Origin of the sequence: Aestuariirhabdus sp. LZHN29, from assembly GCF_049985285.1 — a bacterium.
GTDB lineage: Bacteria > Pseudomonadota > Gammaproteobacteria > Pseudomonadales > Aestuariirhabdaceae > Aestuariirhabdus.
Map to the genome: position 1 here is coordinate 779,144 of NZ_JBNIEU010000002.1, position 17,428 is coordinate 796,571.

The window sequence follows — 17,428 nt, forward strand, 5'->3', positions numbered from 1 at the left end:
GGGCCACATTCAGGATGTGGCCCTCTTTTTTTGGATCGCCTGCTCAGTGATTACTAAAGCTTGATCTCGTTGGGCTAATTGGTTTGCGGGTTATCACACCCCGTCACGGAGTATTGAAAATGGGTACCTTCGGATTGCGGGAGCAGGATGAGGGTTCCGCAAAGGTGTTTTTTGATCAGGTTATAGACAATAGAGAGTCCCAGCCCGGTATTTCCCCGTTGTCGTGATGTTGTGAAAAAAGGATCAAAGATTTTTCCTTCGATCTCCTTGCTGATGCCGCAGCCGTTGTCGCGGTAATCGATGGTGTAAAAATTATCATCCGATCTACTGATACTAATCGATATGCGGTTGTTGTCCGCTTCTGTACGATCGCGAAAACCGTGTTTTACGCTGTTGTCCACCAGATTGGTCAGGATCTGCGCATGCACCCCGGGAAAGGTATTGAGTTCATCTTTTTCCGGGCCCTGTATTTCCAGGGAGACCCTCTTTTTCTTTAACAGGGGCGATAGAGTAGAGGCTACCTGCTTGTAGTAGTCTGAAAGTGAAATAAACTCGCATTCATTTGAGTGCTGATCTGCAGCCGTTTTTTTGAAATTTTGTACCAGATCGCACGCCCGCTCAAGGTTGTTTTTGATCATATCTGCGCCCTCGGCGTAGGTGTTCAGGTAGCCCTCCATATCCTGCTGGGTCAGGGTCTTGTTATCAAATTTTTGCCTGAGATTGTCGTAGGCGCTCTGCAGGTGGCTATGGGCAGTTATCGCGACGCCAAGAGGGGTATTTACCTCGTGAGCAACTCCCGCTACAAGATGTCCAAGGGATGCCAGTTTTTCCGATTCTACCAACTGCTCCTGCGCCCGGTTCAGGTTATCGAGCGCACCCTGCAACTCCTGAGTGCGCTGCCTGACACGATCCTCCAGGGTTTCGGAATATTCGGATCGCTCGATCTCACCGGCGATGCGTCCGGAAAAAATCTGGAACAGGGTTTGCGTCTGCTTGTCATTCTCGATCGGGTGCTCGTAGAGCGCAACGATGATGCCCATCACCTCGCCCCTGGAGTCGTGCAGCGGAGTACCCAGATAGCCTTCTATATTCATGTCGACCAATAGTTGATCATTGGGGAAGAGCTCGCAGATACCATTGGTGTAGCAGCAGACCGAGTCATCGGCGACGTTGGCACAGGGGGTATCCTTCAGCGAATACTCGAAGTTTTCTCCAATCTCACCATGAGCGGCCAGGGCGATGGTGCGCGAGGTGTATTTTTCGCGATCGAGGCGGGCGATAAAGGTATAATCGGCACCGATCACCTTGTGCATCAGCAGCGTAATACGATTGAAAAACTCTTCACCGTAGGTGTTGGATACCCCTTCGATGATATCTCGCAGTAGCGTATCCATTAGCGGTCCATCTCTTTTGGGTTACGTTCCCTGATCGCAATCAGCTGTTCGAAATACTGCTCCGCCAGCTCGGCAAGTTGGGGGTCGAACTCTTTTCCACGCTGTTTTTTCAGGTGTTGACGGATATCGGGATCACTCCAGGCCGGGCGATAGGGGCGAGCTGAACTGAGACATTCGATACGATCTGTCAGTGCCACTATACGAGCCTCGATAGGTATCTCTTCCCCCTGTAACCCGTCAGGGTAACCCGATCCATCCCAGTTCTCGTGGTGGTGGCGGGCAATGCGAGCGCCGGCTTTAGCGATTACACCATTTCCCCGTTGCAATAGCTCTCCTCCTGCCGCTGCGTGTTGCTGGACGATCTGTCGTTGCTCTTCGCTTAATGGCCCGGGCACAGCCAGAATCGATTCGGAAACGGTGACCATACCGATATCGTGTAGCGCGGCAGCGGTGCGAATGACGCTGGCAAAGGCTTCGCTCAAACCCAGCTTGAGGGCAATAAATTCACTCATCATCGCGACACGTTCGGTGTGAGTGCCCGCCGTGGGGCTGCGACTCTCTATGGCACCACCGATGATATAAAGCAGATCTTGCTCGATCTCGTGATGGCTGGTGAGGTTTTCCAGAATCAGGGAGACACTGGCTGTGTACATATCAAGTAGTTCGACGTGCAGGTGGTCGGTGTAGTTGTCGTGCTCAACATATAGTACTGAGGCGGTTTGATGGGGAGTTTCGTAGTAGCCTGTGAAATAGTGATCAGCCACCGTATGTTGCCGGGTGGAAAAGGTGTGACGAATACTTGCGCGAACCTCGGGGGAAAGGTCGCAGCTGTTCAGGTCGTTGCCGCAACTGACATATTTTCCAGTGCAGGCGATCACCAGATCCCGGTTCTCGCTGTAAACATCTGCTGCTGTATGGGCGATGTAAAGCGCAGATGCATCCAGTTCCATCAGTGTTAACAGGTTATCCAGCGCCGCAGAGCCGAACGCCTTAAGTTGACGGATCTTGAGCATATCATTGGAGGCTTCGATCAGGCGCCGGAGTCCGGTGAGGCTTTTCTGGATGGTGGTGATGTCACGGTAGCCCCGGATGCCGGCGTACAGTGTCGAGATCATCTTGTTGGCGACAAAATCGGTCTTTTCCTTGTAGCCATTAATATCGTACTCACGAACGACGCGCTCCTCCGGCGCCTGCCCCGCCTGCCCGGTTCGCAGGATCAGGCGAATTGACTGGTTCTTCAGTTCTTCGCGGATCCAGCGTACCAAATCCAGCCCTGCGTGCTCGGTTTCCATCACCACATCGATGAACGCCATTGCGATATTGGGCTCATCTTTCAATAGTGCCCGGGCTTCATGCCCGGAGTGGGCCGACAGCAACTCGATGCGTCGATTCTCCACCTTCAGATTCCCCAGAACCATGCGGGTAACCTGGTGGATCGCCGGGTCATCATCCACCACCAGCACTCGCCAGCATTTGCTCGGGGCTGGGGGAGGGGTATCCCCCTGTACATCATCGCTAAACATAAACTCGGACATAAGCGCGGAATCCTTCCTTGAAACCGGAACTCGTAGCAAGTGACAACCCCAACGAGCCTGTATCCCTACACTATAGAGGATTTTCCTGTTTTTCGATGATCGAGGTCAGAATCCGGGTTGTTTACGCCCGCCGAAGGAGGGGTAGGGCGCGCCCGCTTGACTGGCTACTCAGGAGGTTATTGGTACACTGGGGTAAATGAGATCCTATGAATAGGGAGATTGCAGTGCGTCTGATTTTATCGTTGAGGTTTTCAACCACCCCCCTAAAGCTGTTGGTGCTCTGCTTTGGCGTATCGCTGAGCTCGCAACTTTTGGCAGCCGACGATGCTCCGATAGCGAACGCTGAACTTACAGCAGACTCGGGTGAGCCGGTAGCCGAAACCGGTGACGACGTGCGGATACCCTCAACCGAGCCTATCGAGAGCAAGATCAAACCCCGAGCAGCCCAGGAGCAGGCGTTCGAAATGATGGGTAAAAGCTTTGCCCCCGGCATTCGTGACACAGTCACATGGCCGGTATCGATCAACAGCGTGCAGTTTCAGGTCCCGGTGGTGGTGGCCCACGGAGCACGGAAAGGCCCTGTAATGTGTATGACGGCAGCGCTGCATGGGGATGAACTCAATGGCATCGAGATCGCGCGGCAGGTGATCTATGGGCTGGAGCTGGATTCTCTGGCCGGTACCGTGGTGGCGGTGCCGATCGTCAACATGGAGGGCTTCATGAAGCAGCAGCGCTACATGGCCGATCGACGCGACCTCAACCGTTTCTTCCCCGGCAACCCCGAAGGAGTGACGCCGGCGCGTTATGCCCACGGCCTGTTCCAGAATGTCATCCTTAAATGTGACGCGCTGATAGACCTGCACACCGGCTCCTACTACCGTACCAACCTGCCGCAACTGCGAGCAGACCTGAAGGATGAACGGGTTGCAGAGATGGTGGCTCGCTTTGGCGGCATGACCGTGCTGCAGAGCGCCGGTAATCCCGGCATGCTGCGCAACGCCGCGGTGGATGCCGGGATCCCGGCGGTCACCATGGAGGTGGGTGGCCCCCTGAGCCTTGACCCCGAGGCGGTAGAGTATGGCGTCAAGGCGATCAAGACCTTCTTCGGCGAGCTGGGTATGACCCGCAGTTTCCGTTTCTGGAGCACCCCGCAACCGGTGTTCTTCGAGTCCGAGTGGGTGCTGTCCGATTACAGCGGCATCCTGCTGTCCAAGGTCAAGTTGGGGGACAAGGTGCGTGAGGGAGAGGTGATCGCCGATGTAATCAATCCGGTGACCAACTCCAACCGTGAGGTGGTGGCACCCTATGCCGGCACGGTGCTGGGCATGGCGGTCAACCAGTTTGTTAGCCCTGGCTACGTGATCTTCCGCATTGGCAAGCAGCGTACCGAGGATGAGTTGCGCGAGGGTGCCCTGAAGGAGGCCGATCAGCCCGAGACCATCGCCAAGGAACTCGACAGGATGGACGATAGCGAGCTGGAATCGCCCTGAAGTCGGTAGAGCTGGCTTAACGCAGTATCAGGTAGCCTCCAGCGGCCGCCATGATGCTGCCAGAGACTCTGTTGAGTCCCTTCATTGCCCGCTCCGAGCGGAAATAGCGCCGTGCTTGCGCGGCGCTATAGGCGATCAGCATCAACCCTAACATAAGCCCAAGAAGCTGCAGGCCCGATGCCAGTGCGATATCGGCGTGGGTAAGGCTGGAAAGGTCCATAAACGTCGGTAAAAAAGCGATGTAAAACAGGATCACCTTGGGGTTGGAGGCGGAGATGAGGAAACCCTGCACAAAACTCATACCCTGGTTGCGTTTGCGCTGGTAATCGCCGACGGCGAGCTCCACCGGCTGGCGCCATATCATCCACCCCAGATAGACCAGGTAGCCAGCACCCACGAAACGAATCACGAGAAACAGGCCGCTCCAGTGTTCGGCGATGGCGGCGAGGCCAAAGCACGCCAGCACCAGATAAATAATGTCACTGATCGCCATGCCGAGGGCCAGCGTGAAGCAGTTGGCGGCCCCCTCGCTCATGGCCCGCGCCAAAATAGCAAAGACCCCGGGTCCTGGAGTAATGCCGAAGATAAATATGGCGATAAAAAACGTGAGTGCACTTTCCGGTGACATGACAGGGTTCCTTGCCTTGAACGGGGAGGGACGCTTTCCTTATACGGGATTTGGGGCGGCAGGAGAAGATACAGACAAAAAACGGGGCTGACAGATGTCGGCCCCGTCTTGGAATAGATGGCTCCCTGAGCTGGACTCGAACCAGCGACCCAATGATTAACAGTCATTTGCTCTACCAACTGAGCTATCAGGGAACTGCATGGGAGGCGCTATATTAATGACTCCAATCTTTGGGGTCAACACCCCGGGTCCGAATTCGACTAAAGCTTGGAATTGCCCCATAAACCAATCAGTTACAGTTGTGCCAAGAGGTCCGGCTGGAGGCTGGCGGGAACCAGCGCGAAGTGGTCGAAGCGCATCGAAAAAAGCCCACGACCGTGGCTTAGCGAGCGCAAACGGGTAGCAAACCCGAACATCTCGGCAAGTGGCACCTTGCCCCGTACAATTTGCGACCGGGTGCCGGAACCGATGGTCTCCTCAACCCGGCAGCGAATCTGGGCGAGCAGGCCGAGAACGTCCCCCATATTGTCATCGGGCACGTTCACTTCCAGTTCGAAAATGGGTTCCAGCAGGCGCGGGCCGGCTTCCTGCATCGCCCGTTTGATGGCGATGGTCGCTGCGCTGCGGAAGGCCTGTTCGCTGGAGTCCACCTCGTGGCAGGACCCGCCCACCAAAATCACCTCGATGTCGGTAATATCGTGGCCGCCGATGAGACCGCAGCTAATGCCATCGTAGAGCCCTTTTTCTACCGCGGGAATAAATTCGGCAGGAATGGCGCCGCCCTTGATCCGGCTGTGAAAATGGAAGCCACTCCCTCGTTTGGCGGGCAGAACGTCGATCAGGACGTCGCCATACTGACCGTGGCCGCCGCTTTGGTGAATCAGTCGACCGCGAATGCCCATAACGGGCTCGGTGATGGTCTCTTTATAGCTGACCTTGGGTTTTCCTGTGCGAACCGCGACGGCGTGCTCGCGTTGCAAGCGATCTACCAGCACCTCAAGGTGCAACTCTCCCATACCCGAGAGGATGGTTTGACCGCTGTCCTGGTCGCTGTGTACACGGAAGGTGGGGTCCTCCTCGGCCAGGTTGGCCAGGGCCTGGCTGATGGCATCGCGATCTTTGTGGGTCTCGGGTTCGAGCGCAATATTGACCACGGGTTCGGGAAACTCGATATTCTCCAGTACAATAGGCAGCTCACGGCTGCACAGGGTATCCCCGGTATAGGCTCCCTTGAGGCCGATCACGGCATCGATTTCACCCGCGGGTATCTCGTCGATATTTTCCCGCCGATCTGCGTAGACCCTGACCATACGTCCGACTCGGGCCTCTCGTTGCCGAGAGGGGATCCAGATCTTCTGCCCGGCTTTGAGGGTACCCGAATAGACCCGAACGTAGGCCATGTACCCCGCGTAGGGATCCGTTACAATCTTGAATACCAGTGCAGCAAGGGGAGCGTCGCTGGTGGCCGCCAGGCGAATATGTTCATCGGTTTCAGGGTGACGGCCCTCAGTCTCGCCGATGTCGGCAGGGGAGGGTAGATAATCGACGATGGCATCGAGCAGGGGTTGTACCCCAAGATTGCGCAGGCAGGCCCCGCAGAGCAGGGGGAACAGGCGTCCTTTGAGGGTGCCACGGCGTATCGCCGCTTTCAGGTCCGCAGCCTCAAGCGGGGCGTTGGCGAGATAGCGTTCCAGCAGCCCTTCATCCTCTTCTGCCACGCGCTCGATCAGGCGTTCCCGGGCGGATTTGCTGGCGGCCAATAGCTCCTCGGGAATGACCTCCTCGCGCATATCACTACCGAGTAGATCGTCCCAATAGAGCGCGCGCATAGCGATCAGGTCGATGACCCCCGAAAACCCCTGTTCATTCCCGATTGGCAGTTGAATAACCAGCGGAGCGCACCCCAGACGTTGGCTAAAACTGGCAATGCTGGTGTCGAAGTCCGCTCCGATGCGGTCCATCTTGTTGATAAAACAGAGCCGGGGGACCTGGTGGAGGTCGGCCTGGCGCCACACGGTCTCGCTCTGGGGTTCGATCCCTTTTACCGCATCGATCAGCACCACACCACCGTCAAGGATCCGCAGGGCGCGCTCTACCTCGGCCGTAAAATCGATGTGGCCGGGCGTGTCGATGATGTTGAGTTGATGTTCGCGCCAGCTGGTTGTGATGGCGGCCGAGACGATGGTGATTCCCCGCTCTCGTTCCTGCTCCATCCAGTCGGTGACCGTATTGCCTGCATCGACGTTGCCCATCTGGTGGGTGAAGCCACTATAGTACAGCACCCGTTCGCTGAGCGTAGTTTTGCCCGCATCAATATGGGCGATGAAGCCGATATTTCGAATCTGCTGTAATGGGTAATGTGATCGGTCCATAGTCCCTCGGGCGCTCCTCCTACAGAGTAGATTAGAGCGGACTGGCTTGCACTTTCGTGAGCCGTTGGTGAGGGCGAAAACTGGCTAAAATGGTTGCAAATTTTATAATGGCGCTCGATTGTGAAGAGTGCATCACAGCTTCAACTATGCTGATACAGGTAGATCGGAAAGAGTCATGACACCAGACCAACTATTGCAAAAAGCGTTCAGCCTGCTGGCGCGGGGAAAAATTGGCCCCGCGCGTGCTATCTGTCGCAAATTGACGGCTGAAAATCAGGAAGATTTTAATATCTGTCACTTGCAGGGGGTCTTGCAGCTGCGAGAGGAGCAGTTGGATGCCGCGCTGGTGTCACTGGAACGCGCGCTGGAGCTTGCCATGCCGGGTCAGCGCGTCGATCAGGTCCACAGCAATTTGTCATTGGTGCTACAGCGTCTTGGGCGAGATCAGCAGGCGATGGATAGCATCGAGCAGGCCATTGCACTCTGTCCCAGGGAGCACGCCTATCTTGCGAATAAAGGCTACATTGCCGAAGCCCTGGCCCAGTGGGAGGTTATGGAGCAAGCCTTTGCCGAGGCACTTGAGGTGCAACCCAACGATAGCGAATACCTGCTCGGGTTAGCGGTGGCCCTGCGACGTCAGGGTTATTACTCCGCCGCCTGGGAGCAGTTACGGAGCCTCGCCGCCGAGGACCGGGGGCTCGATATCCAGCGTGAAGCGGCATTGCTGGAGTTGGCAACCGACCAGCACGAGGCCGCATTGGCCCGGGTTCTCTGCATCGACAGCGGGAATTTGCAGCAGGGGGTTATCTCCCAGTTTGCCGATTATCTGGCCGATGAAGGACAGCTCAATGGCGCTCGAATACTCTATGAACTGGCGAAGGAGCAGGACCCGGATAATCCAGTCGTGGGGCATATGCTGGCAGCACTGGAGCGTCGCAAAGCACCCCGTGGTGGCGCGCCCGATGAGTATGTGCAGGCGCTATACGATCAATACGCGGACAAGTTTGAGTTACACCTGCAACACCGGCTCCAGTACGGCGCACCGGGGGTTATCGTTGCCACACTGATCGAGCAGGGGGTAGAGCGGCTGGACAAGGTTCTCGACCTGGGATGCGGCACCGGCCTGATGGGGGCGGCGCTCTGTGAAAAGCTACCGGTAGCGCATCTTGCGGGGGTCGATCTGTCGGCCAATATGCTCAAGCTGGCGGATAGTAAAGCGGTCTATCATCGCCTGGAGCAAGCCTCAATTTTGCCGTTTCTGGAAACCGATACCGGTGCCTGGGAGCTGATTTGTGCCGCCGATGTACTGATCTACCTGGGAGACCTCGAACCCTGGTTCGAGCGGGTGCGGAGCTGTCTTGGGGGGGGTGGCCTGCTGGCGTTTACGATCGAGCAGGGGCAGGAGGAGGGCGTCTCCCTGTTACCCAACGGGCGCTACCAGCATCACCCCCTCTACATAGACCAGCTCGCGCGCCAGCATGGGTTTATCGAACTCTCCTCCGCCCCGCTGGTGTTGCGTAAGGAGCGCGGTGAGGAGGTGCCAGGGCGCGTGTACCTCTACCGTTACGCCACCGCATAGCGCGGTGGGGCTCGCCCCCTGACTTGGATTTCAAACGGGTTTAGTTATAGAATTTAACCCCCAGCCGTTCGGCTGGCGTTCTAGAGCCGGTGTGTAGCGCAGCCTGGTAGCGCACGTCCTTCGGGAGGACGGGGTCGGAGGTTCGAATCCTCTCACACCGACCAATAAAATCAGTGAGTTACGTCGATATTGCCTCTTCTGTATCTCTTGCTTGTCTTGATTTAAGTCCATATTAAGTCCAAATTTCTGCTGAATTTCGCGCCCGAGGTTATATGGCACTTGCGCTCGTCAAATTGGCGGTGTCGCAGCAGCGCCTTGCGCGCTCCCTCCAAAACCCGACTCCAGCCGATCTGCTGCTTCCATGGATGCCCATCAGTTCTGACCTTATAGCAATCTATTCCGTCGCTGCGGTATAGTTTTACGCGGTGGGTGACAGGTGAACCGGTGTCGTAATCTCGATTTAGATTACTCGCCTGAGATCAGGGAGATCGAGGCGATCAACAGGAACAGAGTCCTCCAGCCTATGCGCTCTTTTGCGGCACTCGCGTTAGCCTGTCGGGCAATCAGCGCTTGGTGTTTTCGGCAGCGTCGATACATAACGACTCCCTCCTTGCCTGGAAGATAGAACAATCTTGCAAGGCAGACTAAGCTTGAAAGGCCTCGATATTAAAACGCGGATTCAACTCTTTATTGGATCGCGGATGATAAAAATGAATTTCATAGTAAAGAACACAAAGTGGGTAATGCTCGTCTCTGGAATCCTCACCGCAACAATGTTTTATGGATTATTTGCACCACAGGCGGCCTTGGAATCCATGTTTGGAGCATCGTTTAACGGGGTTTTACAGAGCATTGTTATCCGAAGCTGGTCAGCACTAATTGGTTTGATTGGTGTTGTTCTTATCTGTGGTTTTTTTAACGAAAATGTCCGCAAGTATTCATTTGCTATTGCTGCATTTAGTAAATTTATATTCGTACTTTTAGTTCTACTCTATGGGCAAGATTTTTTATCTAAAGTATTGCCTGCAATAACAATGGATGTCATCGTAATAGTGGTGGCAGTGATCTACTTTTTAAATTCAGTAGAGGGTACTAAGAATGCCTAAAAAGCACATTTTGTCGGACTTTTTTTCCGCTGCGCCCCAAACCATCCGCAAATGCGGGCGTTATTTGAAGAAATCAGTATGAACAGAGAAATATACTTAAAAGAATTAAAAAGAAAAATTGAGCAGATGTTTTCTGCTTCAAGAGAGGGCTACAAAATTCCCTCCAATCAACGTCACCGGCTTGAGGGGTTTATGCAAGCAGGCGTATTTCTTGATCTAGCATCAAATAATGAGCTCCAGGAAATAATGGAAAATATTCATATTTCCATTCACGGAAAAACCATTCAAGAAAGGAGGGAGGAGCAGCCATCTTTATGGCAAGAGCAATCGTTAGACTACAGCGAATATGATCAGCCAACGTATGAGCGTAAATCCAGATAAAAGTCGTGCCATGATCGGCACCTTCGGTGCCTGGATAGTCTAAGGCGCGGCTTCGCCGCAGGCTGACCAAGCCTCAGCCTTATGCACTTCAATATTGAGCAAGGATATAGCCATGATTGAATTATTAGATATCGGTATTAATAATGCTGTTGCTATTCGTATATCTGGCAAAGTAACTGAGGATGACATGGAGTTGGTGCTGAACAAAGCGCGAGAAAAAATCGAAACCCATGGCAGTATCGTTATATTTGAGCAGTTAGATTCATTCAAAGGTATTGAGGTTGCGGCAATCGTCGAAGAGTTTAAGTATTTGTTTGATGTGGGAGTATCAAATATATCCAGGGCCGCAATACTAACTGACAAAAAGTGGGTGAAAACAATTGTCGGTATTGAGGACAAAGTGTTTCGACATATTGAAATGAAGTGCTTTTCAGTTGAAGAGAAAGAGTTAGCCATAGAGTTCCTGAAAAATGGGTAACAAGGCCAAGCAATCAGACCTCTGAGTGCGGTCAACTTTAAAACAATCAAAAATACACCAGCACACTCTGTCCGCTGCTGGAGACGCTAGCCTATCTGTGACCTACCCCCCGAAATTAACCCCACAATACCGATGAGCCCTCCACCTAATCTCGTTCGGGGCATCGATTCGCCCGCTTGACGCTGTAACAAGCGGGCACGTGTGGGTGAACTTTGGATGGCCGGCGGTGGTCATAGTTTGTTGATATATCGGTAGATAGTGACCGACTTCAGCCGCTATTAGGCGGGCTCAATCCCTGCAAGGGGGCGTAGCCTCTAATTAGCCCAATGGCGTTTCGATTTTTAACAAGGGGGAGACCTGCATGACGGATATGAACAAACTTCTCGGGCAATTACTCGGCAGCGGAGCCGCCGGTGGCTTTGCCGGCGGATTGGCGGGTGGGCTCGCCAGTAGCGTGTTGACCAGTAAGTCCGGCAGGAAATTGGGAAAAAGCGCCCTCAAGCTCGGCGGTGTGGCCGCGGTGGGAGCGCTCGCCTATACGGCCTACAAACGCTACAGCGACCCTCAGCAAGGCCCATCGGCTACTCCACCTGCCAACGCCCCGGCTGAAGTTACTCCCGCTCCTGCGGGCTCTGCGTTTATGCCCGCGAGTGACAATCATGCGGCCAATGAAGCGCTGGGGTTGATTCTGGTGCGGGCGATGATCGCCGCCGCCCGCTCGGATGGACGCCTCGATGCTCAGGAGAGCCAGGCCATTTTCCAGAGAATCGAGGCGCTGGGACTAGGCGCTGAGGAGCAGAATATTCTGGTTCGGGAGATGGGGCACCCTGTAGATGTCGACGCGATCGTCAATAGCGCTACGTGCCCTGAGGTCGCAGCTGAGATCTATGTGGCGTCACTGCTGGCTATCGAAGTGGACTCTGCCGCCGAACGTGCCTATCTGTCGATGTTGGCAGCACGTTTACAGCTTCCCCCGGGGCTGGTGGCTGAGCTTGAGGCCCAGGTTGAGTCACAAAGACACCGGGTCTAGGGAGCGACTATCATAACGATCAATTTCGGGGGAGGGGGGTTACCCTCCCCGCGCTAGAACGGCGCGGGAAAGGGCGGGTTTGCCAACGCCTGGTCCCTTTTCAATTCTGGCGATGGCTCTACCGCGGGGGCTCGCCTGCAGGCTTGCGGCCAGGCTCAGGACGTGCAAACTAGGGTAGCCTACAAGGGTTAATGGAGACCTACATGAGTACAGACGTATATACCCCTCCCCAGGTGTGGATCTGGGATCAGGACAACGGTGGCAAGTTCGCCAGCATCAATCGGCCGATCGCGGGCCCGACCCACGACAAAACCCTACCCCAGGGTACACATGACCTCCAACTCTATTCTCTTGCGACGCCCAACGGGGTGAAGGTGACGGTCATGCTGGAAGAGCTGCTGGCAGCCGGGCATAGCGGGGCCGAATATGATGCCTGGCTGATCAATATCGGCGAGGGGGACCAGTTTGGTAGCGGTTTTGTTGGCATTAATCCCAACAGCAAAATTCCCGCTTTGTACGACCGTCAGGCTGACCTGTGTCTGTTTGAATCGGGCTCCATGCTCCTTTACTTGGCAGAGAAATTTACAGCATTTTTGCCCGAGGATATAAAGGGTCGCGCCCAGGTCATGAACTGGCTCTTTTGGCAGATGGGAAGCGCTCCCTATCTGGGGGGCGGTTTCGGTCACTTTTACGCCTATGCGCCGGAAAAGTTCCAATACCCCATCGATCGCTTCGCGATGGAAACCAAGCGTCAGCTGGATGTGCTTAACCGCCAGCTGGCCGACAACGAATTTGTCGCCGGCGAGCAATACAGTATCGCTGACATTGCGATATGGCCCTGGTATGGGGCACTGGTTCTGGGGAGTCTCTACAGTGCGGCGGAGTTTTTGGACGTAGAAAGCTATGAACACGTGCAGCGTTGGGCCAGGCAGATTAGCGCCAGGCCGGCGGTCGGGCGCGGTGTGCTGGTCAATCGCACCTGGGGGGACAATGGTCAGTTGCCAGAGCGCCACAGCGCCGCCGATATCGATGCGGTATTGAGCGCGTTGTAAATCATGGCCAATCGGGTTCGGCTGCAGGCAGGTAACGGCGGCTTGGGTGGTTTTTCGGGAGGCTGCATGACCCTGCTGTGCAGTGCTCCTCACTTATGAGTTCTCCTGAGATATGACCGCTCCCATCGACACCTTTGTCGCACCGCCCTGCCTCGAACAGGTGGAGATCCTGTTTCAGGATAAACACCTGCTGCTGGTAAACAAACCCAGTGGGTTGCTGAGCCTGTCCATTCTAGGTGCCCTGCCTGTGTCAGCTGAGAGCGTGCAAACAAAAGCAGGACAGGCAGCCTCTGCTATCTACTGATAGCTATGCGGGTATCTCGCGATCGGTACTCAAACCCTACCACTGAAACTGCACCGTCATCTCTGTTTTTCCACGGTATCTCAGTTGTAGACCCTTGAGGAAATTTCGAAGAACCTGATCTTTACACAGGCGGTAGTGTTTGTGGTCCTGTTTTCTAAAAAATGCACTAAGCTCATGTTTGCTGAGGGGGAAGTTATTCAATGCAAGGATGGCTAGAATGTCTTCGGTTTTGAGGTTTAATGCGATTTTCAGTTTCATGAAAATCATATTGTTGGATAGCCGCTTTTCGGGTTTGGGGCGTTCCCCCTCTCTCTGCCCCCGTTTATCGACAATAAGACCATTGAGGAAAGACGCCAGCATTTGATCCTTCAGGGGTTGGTAATCGGCGTCCTCTTCGGTTTTTAGCCAGTTACAAATCTGTGCCCGAGTGACGGGCTGGTTGGCCAGGCCAAAAATGGCAATAACGTTAGAATCACTAAGATCAAGGATGTAGCGAATGCGGCGCAATAGGTCGTTATGGGTCATCGATCTTTCCTTCGCCACCGGTGGTTTACCAGGGGTCAATGAGCTTCTATAAAGGGGAGGGCATGAATGTAGCGGCGCTAACGGCCTGTCGAACCGAGCGCAGATTTGGGGTCAAGCCGGCGCTGCGCCGCCCGCTCCAGTATGCGCCGTTTCTCACTATCAGATGCCAGGCTCCACTGGGTTATTTCGTCGATACTGCGCGAGCATCCCAGACAGATATCATTCTGGTCCAGGCAGCAGTTTCTAACGCAGGGGGAGGGAACGTTCGGCATGCCCACTATTCTACCCGATTAGCGGACAGAACACTGTAGTGTCAGCGCTTGTCCAGGGTCGCCTACCTATTCACCGTAGGGATACAGGGGCGATGCTTGACTAAACAGGGTGTTGGCCGTGGGTGGCTACTCCATGGTGACACTGCGAGCAATACACAGCTTCCGGTTAGGATCGTAGTCCGCGGTAACGCTGACGAACCGGGCCATCAGGCTGGAGGCGATTACGATCATCGCAGGGATATTATCCCGTTCGATGAGCATCTCCTGGCTGCCTCCCTGAGCACAGACCGCTGGTACACCTGCATTCATTTCAAAGCGAACGCCTTGTTCGCTGCCGGTGATATTAATAACGCTGCCCACCAGGGAGCGCTTATCACTCAATGCTTCAGCGCTAACGCAAAACGCTAATAGGGTTAACAGGGCGGTGACTTTTCTGTTCATGGGAGGCTTCTCAAATGTTGATTCAGCTGGGGCAGGGTTGAGTATAGGCCCGGGGGCCGCTCTGCGGAGAAGTAGGGTGGGGAGGGACAAAAAATGGGCCCCGTTGGGTCCTATAGGGCAAGGATAATCCCCCTTTCAGGGGTCTTTTCGTGTACAATGGTTGATCAATTTAGCAAGGAGCACATTCATGGCCGTACGACTCAGAACTGCCGCGACTCGTAAAAATCAGCCAGACGCGCAGGAAACATCCCAATCAATTGCGGATCAAACCCGTGCTTTTCTTGAGCAGGGCGGGGCAATAGAAGAGATCAAGCAGGGTGTCAGTGGCATGCAGAGCATGGTGGGCAACAGGCATATCACCCTGGGTAATAACCGCCCTTCGGAAAAACCCAAAGATAAATAGAAACGGGACTGTCGGCAACGCCGCACCCCTGATTAAACCATCTTCACCCTCAACCTCACTTGCCTTGTTAACCGGGCTTCAGCGGTAGTCGGTAGCGCCGCTAGCGGGGTGAGGTGGGTGGCCTGACCGGAATGGACTTCCTCCCTCATAGTTAGCCAAAAAGATAGGGCTTTAGCTCCGCCAGGTTGCTGATGATAATCTGCTGCGCGCGAGGATCACTGTCGATGCTCGCCGGATCCAGTTGCATCAGCTTTAACGCGTACTGAACCAAAGCGGCCCGGGTTTCCAGCGTCAGCAAATTCCGTTGCATGCCGTAGTCGCGGGCGACCACCTTGCGCTGTTCGGGAGACAGCCGCGTGTCGGGGCGTATCTTGATGGTGACTCGCCGGTTCCAGTCAGAGTCCGACTCGACGCCATGTTTCGAGGCGGAGAGGGTTTCGGGGGTGCCACGAAACCGGCTCAAAACGAAGTCCCGATAGTCGCCATGTTTTTCGCACCAAGCTCGTACGTGCCAGCGCATACCGTTATAGACCAGGGTGTGCGGGGTGATGATGCGCCCCTCCCGGTTGGGGTCAGAAACCGACACATAGTCCACTTCCAAACGTTGCTGTTTTCGCGCCGCATAGATAATGGTGCGCAATACCTCGGGTTCGATTGCCCGCGAGGGAACCGATAGCACCTCCATGTGTGCGGTATTGATGTTGAGCGTTTCAAAGGTGCTATTGAGATCGCGATTGCGGTTGAGAAGGTGCAGGTATTCGTCGGCGGTGCCACTGGTGAGCTGCGGATGGAAGTCTGCGGTGGGTTTGTAGCCCTTGAGTTGCTGGTCGTATTCGAGGTTGAGGGGGGCAATTTCCCGCGCATAGAAATTGATATCTTTAGAGGCCTGCTGGCGACCGATACCAAACGCTGTGATTAGGTGGTTGGTGGTCAGGCGTCCCTCCCATAACGCCACGATCTCGATCAATCGGTAGCGTAGCAGAAGGTCCCATCGATAGGGCCAGGAGGTCGTTGTCATGGTGTGGGGGCTCTGGTTAGGTTGCACAGAGTATTCAATGGATCTCTCCTCGTGTCCATAGTTGCCGCTGGGCATGAAGGTTAGGGGCATCTTAAGCGGCGGGGGTAGTGGTTTCTTTGCCAGATAGTGCCGATCAGCGATGGTGAAACGTCGGCAGTAACACTAGAATCAATGCAGTGAAGATGGAGATAAAAATAGGGAGTCAGGTATGACAAATAGAGTGACAGGGCTGGCTAAAGGGGTGGCGCTGCTGGGAGCAGGCCTGTTAATCGGTTGCTCGGACCCGGTTCCCCTTAAATTAGGCGTTTCGGTGGGGCTGACCGGGCCGGCGGCAGATCTTGGGCGCGAGGCGCGGGATGGGGTGATGCTGGGGGTCGAGCAGGTCAATGCGGATGGTGGTGTTCATGGCCGGCAGCTGGAGTTGCTGGTGCGAGACGATGGTAATACCCCCGAGCTGGCGCTCAAGGCGGATCGTGAGTTGATTGATGCCGGTGTGGTTGCGATTGTTGGACATGTCACCAGCGCGATGTCGGTGGCGGCCATTGAACAGATCAATGACAGCAAACTATTGATGGTGAGCCCAACGACCAGCACCAGCCAGCTTACGGGCAAAAACGATTATTTCTTGCGGGTGTATGAGGTGACCCGGGATGAGTCGATCGCCATGGCGAACTATGCGTTTGATATCCTGGGCACCCGGGATGTGGCGATCGTTTACGATTTCAGCAATCGGGCGTTTACCGAGGATTGGGGAGATCACTTCAAAGCCCAGTTTACTGAGCGAGGCGGGGAGGTCTCCTTCGAAGCACAATATACAACAAGCAATAGCCCTGAGTTTAAGGAGCTCGGGGCCGGGGTACAGGCGAAAAAGCATGATCTGGTGTTGATTCTTGCCCCGGCCCTTGACGCTGCCCGGCTATGCCAGCAGTTGCGCAAGCAGGGTTATATGGGCAACATTATGACCAGCGCCTGGTCCACTACCAGCGACCTGATAAGCCATGGTGGCAATGCAGTTGAAGGGGTGATCTCCCCCTCCGCGTTTGATCGCGGTAGCGACCACTCTCGGTTCACTGCCTTTCGTGAGGCCTTTGTATCACGCTTTGGGTATGAACCCGGGTTTGCGGGCACCATGGCCCATGAAGCGGGGGATGTGGTGATTAGAACGCTACAGACTATGGATAAATCGACGTTGGATAGCCCGTATCTTTCTGAGAAGCTGCGGGATGAAATCCTGAAACAGAGTCGATTCGAGGGCTTGCAGGGACCGATTGTTTTTGACGCATTTGGCGAAGTTGACCGGACCAATTTCCTGATTCAAGTTCGTAACGGACAGTTTGTCACTGTGGATGATCAGTAGCGCAATGGCATTCAGCGTCAGGAGTATTACAGGGAGCGCCACAGGAACGGTTCAATGGGGCAG

The 17,428-nt window shown here is 54.9% G+C and carries 19 protein-coding genes and 2 tRNA genes; 11 read left to right on the top strand and 10 right to left on the bottom strand.

Features of this window, described 5'->3' with window-relative positions; genetic code table 11:
* Positions 1–74: 74 nt before the first annotated feature.
* Both ACP3PW_RS10410 and ACP3PW_RS10415 read right to left on the bottom strand, forming a co-directional pair.
* Positions 75–1,394 carry a GAF domain-containing sensor histidine kinase gene (locus tag ACP3PW_RS10410; protein WP_426416626.1) on the bottom strand — a complete coding sequence of 440 codons (1,320 nt, stop codon included), beginning with the start codon at positions 1,392–1,394 and terminating at the stop codon, positions 75–77.
* Positions 1,394–2,929 (bottom strand): HD domain-containing phosphohydrolase, encoded by a 1,536-nt coding sequence (locus ACP3PW_RS10415; RefSeq protein ID WP_426416627.1) that lies wholly within the window; start codon positions 2,927–2,929, stop codon positions 1,394–1,396. Before ACP3PW_RS10415 ends, ACP3PW_RS10410 begins: the two co-directional genes overlap by 1 nt.
* 224 nt (positions 2,930–3,153) lie before the next feature.
* Between ACP3PW_RS10415 and ACP3PW_RS10420 the strand changes: the two genes are divergently transcribed.
* The gene (locus ACP3PW_RS10420) at positions 3,154–4,419 is read left to right on the top strand and encodes a succinylglutamate desuccinylase/aspartoacylase family protein (RefSeq protein ID WP_426416628.1); all 1,266 of its coding nucleotides are present in this window, start codon (positions 3,154–3,156) and stop codon (positions 4,417–4,419) included.
* Between the two features lie 16 nt (positions 4,420–4,435).
* On the opposite strand, the gene ACP3PW_RS10425 is transcribed toward ACP3PW_RS10420, so the two are convergent.
* The 3 genes from ACP3PW_RS10425 to fusA form a co-directional block, all read right to left on the bottom strand.
* Positions 4,436–5,047, bottom strand: a complete 612-nt coding sequence (locus tag ACP3PW_RS10425) for a LysE family translocator (protein WP_426416629.1) — start codon at positions 5,045–5,047, stop codon at positions 4,436–4,438.
* Between the two features lie 118 nt (positions 5,048–5,165).
* Positions 5,166–5,241 (bottom strand) — tRNA-Asn (locus ACP3PW_RS10430).
* Positions 5,242–5,340: 99 nt separating this feature from the next.
* Entirely contained in the window at positions 5,341–7,419 is a 2,079-nt protein-coding gene (fusA, locus tag ACP3PW_RS10435) for an elongation factor G (RefSeq protein ID WP_426416630.1), read from the bottom strand.
* Positions 7,420–7,594: 175 nt separating this feature from the next.
* Between fusA and ACP3PW_RS10440 the strand changes: the two genes are divergently transcribed.
* Positions 7,595–8,998 (top strand): methyltransferase, encoded by a 1,404-nt coding sequence (locus ACP3PW_RS10440; protein WP_426416631.1) that lies wholly within the window; start codon positions 7,595–7,597, stop codon positions 8,996–8,998.
* A gap of 87 nt (positions 8,999–9,085) precedes the next feature.
* Positions 9,086–9,162: transfer RNA gene (locus tag ACP3PW_RS10445), tRNA-Pro, on the top strand.
* Between the two features lie 301 nt (positions 9,163–9,463).
* Here the strand turns inward: ACP3PW_RS10445 and ACP3PW_RS10450 are convergent.
* Entirely contained in the window at positions 9,464–9,595 is a 132-nt protein-coding gene (locus ACP3PW_RS10450; RefSeq protein WP_426416632.1) for a hypothetical protein, read from the bottom strand.
* A 113-nt stretch (positions 9,596–9,708) separates the two neighbouring features.
* Here ACP3PW_RS10450 and ACP3PW_RS10455 point away from each other — a divergent pair, with 113 nt between their 5' ends.
* The 6 genes from ACP3PW_RS10455 to ACP3PW_RS10480 all read left to right on the top strand — a co-directional run bounded on the left by ACP3PW_RS10455 (position 9,709) and on the right by ACP3PW_RS10480 (position 13,349).
* Positions 9,709–10,104 carry a hypothetical protein gene (locus ACP3PW_RS10455; RefSeq protein WP_426416633.1) on the top strand — a complete coding sequence of 132 codons (396 nt, stop codon included), beginning with the start codon at positions 9,709–9,711 and terminating at the stop codon, positions 10,102–10,104.
* Positions 10,105–10,182: 78 nt separating this feature from the next.
* Positions 10,183–10,485 (top strand): hypothetical protein, encoded by a 303-nt coding sequence (locus ACP3PW_RS10460; protein ID WP_426416634.1) that lies wholly within the window; start codon positions 10,183–10,185, stop codon positions 10,483–10,485.
* 112 nt (positions 10,486–10,597) lie between these two features.
* A complete protein-coding gene (locus ACP3PW_RS10465) occupies positions 10,598–10,963 on the top strand; it encodes an STAS/SEC14 domain-containing protein (RefSeq protein ID WP_426416635.1) in 366 nt (121 codons plus the stop codon).
* Between the two features lie 361 nt (positions 10,964–11,324).
* Positions 11,325–11,993, top strand: coding sequence for a tellurite resistance TerB family protein (locus ACP3PW_RS10470; RefSeq protein ID WP_426416636.1), 669 nt, complete (start codon positions 11,325–11,327; stop codon positions 11,991–11,993).
* A gap of 203 nt (positions 11,994–12,196) precedes the next feature.
* Positions 12,197–13,045, top strand: a complete 849-nt coding sequence (gene yghU / locus ACP3PW_RS10475) for a glutathione-dependent disulfide-bond oxidoreductase (RefSeq protein WP_426416637.1) — start codon at positions 12,197–12,199, stop codon at positions 13,043–13,045.
* 112 nt (positions 13,046–13,157) lie between these two features.
* Positions 13,158–13,349, top strand: coding sequence for a hypothetical protein (locus ACP3PW_RS10480; RefSeq protein WP_426416638.1), 192 nt, complete (start codon positions 13,158–13,160; stop codon positions 13,347–13,349).
* 36 nt (positions 13,350–13,385) lie between these two features.
* On the opposite strand, the gene ACP3PW_RS10485 is transcribed toward ACP3PW_RS10480, so the two are convergent.
* The 3 genes from ACP3PW_RS10485 to ACP3PW_RS10495 all read right to left on the bottom strand — a co-directional run bounded on the left by ACP3PW_RS10485 (position 13,386) and on the right by ACP3PW_RS10495 (position 14,587).
* Complete coding sequence (locus ACP3PW_RS10485; RefSeq protein ID WP_426416639.1) at positions 13,386–13,874, bottom strand: DUF1456 family protein; 489 nt, start codon at positions 13,872–13,874, stop codon at positions 13,386–13,388.
* Between the two features lie 77 nt (positions 13,875–13,951).
* Positions 13,952–14,146 (bottom strand): DUF1289 domain-containing protein, encoded by a 195-nt coding sequence (locus ACP3PW_RS10490; protein ID WP_426416640.1) that lies wholly within the window; start codon positions 14,144–14,146, stop codon positions 13,952–13,954.
* Between the two features lie 126 nt (positions 14,147–14,272).
* Positions 14,273–14,587, bottom strand: coding sequence for a hypothetical protein (locus ACP3PW_RS10495; protein WP_426416641.1), 315 nt, complete (start codon positions 14,585–14,587; stop codon positions 14,273–14,275).
* Positions 14,588–14,774: 187 nt separating this feature from the next.
* Between ACP3PW_RS10495 and ACP3PW_RS10500 the strand changes: the two genes are divergently transcribed.
* Positions 14,775–14,990: a hypothetical protein gene (locus ACP3PW_RS10500; protein WP_426416642.1), complete on the top strand. Its 216-nt coding sequence runs from the start codon at positions 14,775–14,777 to the stop codon at positions 14,988–14,990.
* 151 nt (positions 14,991–15,141) lie between these two features.
* Here the strand turns inward: ACP3PW_RS10500 and ACP3PW_RS10505 are convergent, their stop codons facing one another.
* Entirely contained in the window at positions 15,142–16,008 is an 867-nt protein-coding gene (locus ACP3PW_RS10505; RefSeq protein ID WP_426416643.1) for a helix-turn-helix transcriptional regulator, read from the bottom strand.
* A 208-nt stretch (positions 16,009–16,216) separates the two neighbouring features.
* Between ACP3PW_RS10505 and ACP3PW_RS10510 the strand changes: the two genes are divergently transcribed.
* The gene (locus tag ACP3PW_RS10510) at positions 16,217–17,365 is read left to right on the top strand and encodes an ABC transporter substrate-binding protein (protein ID WP_426416644.1); all 1,149 of its coding nucleotides are present in this window, start codon (positions 16,217–16,219) and stop codon (positions 17,363–17,365) included.
* Positions 17,366–17,428: the final 63 nt, after the last annotated feature.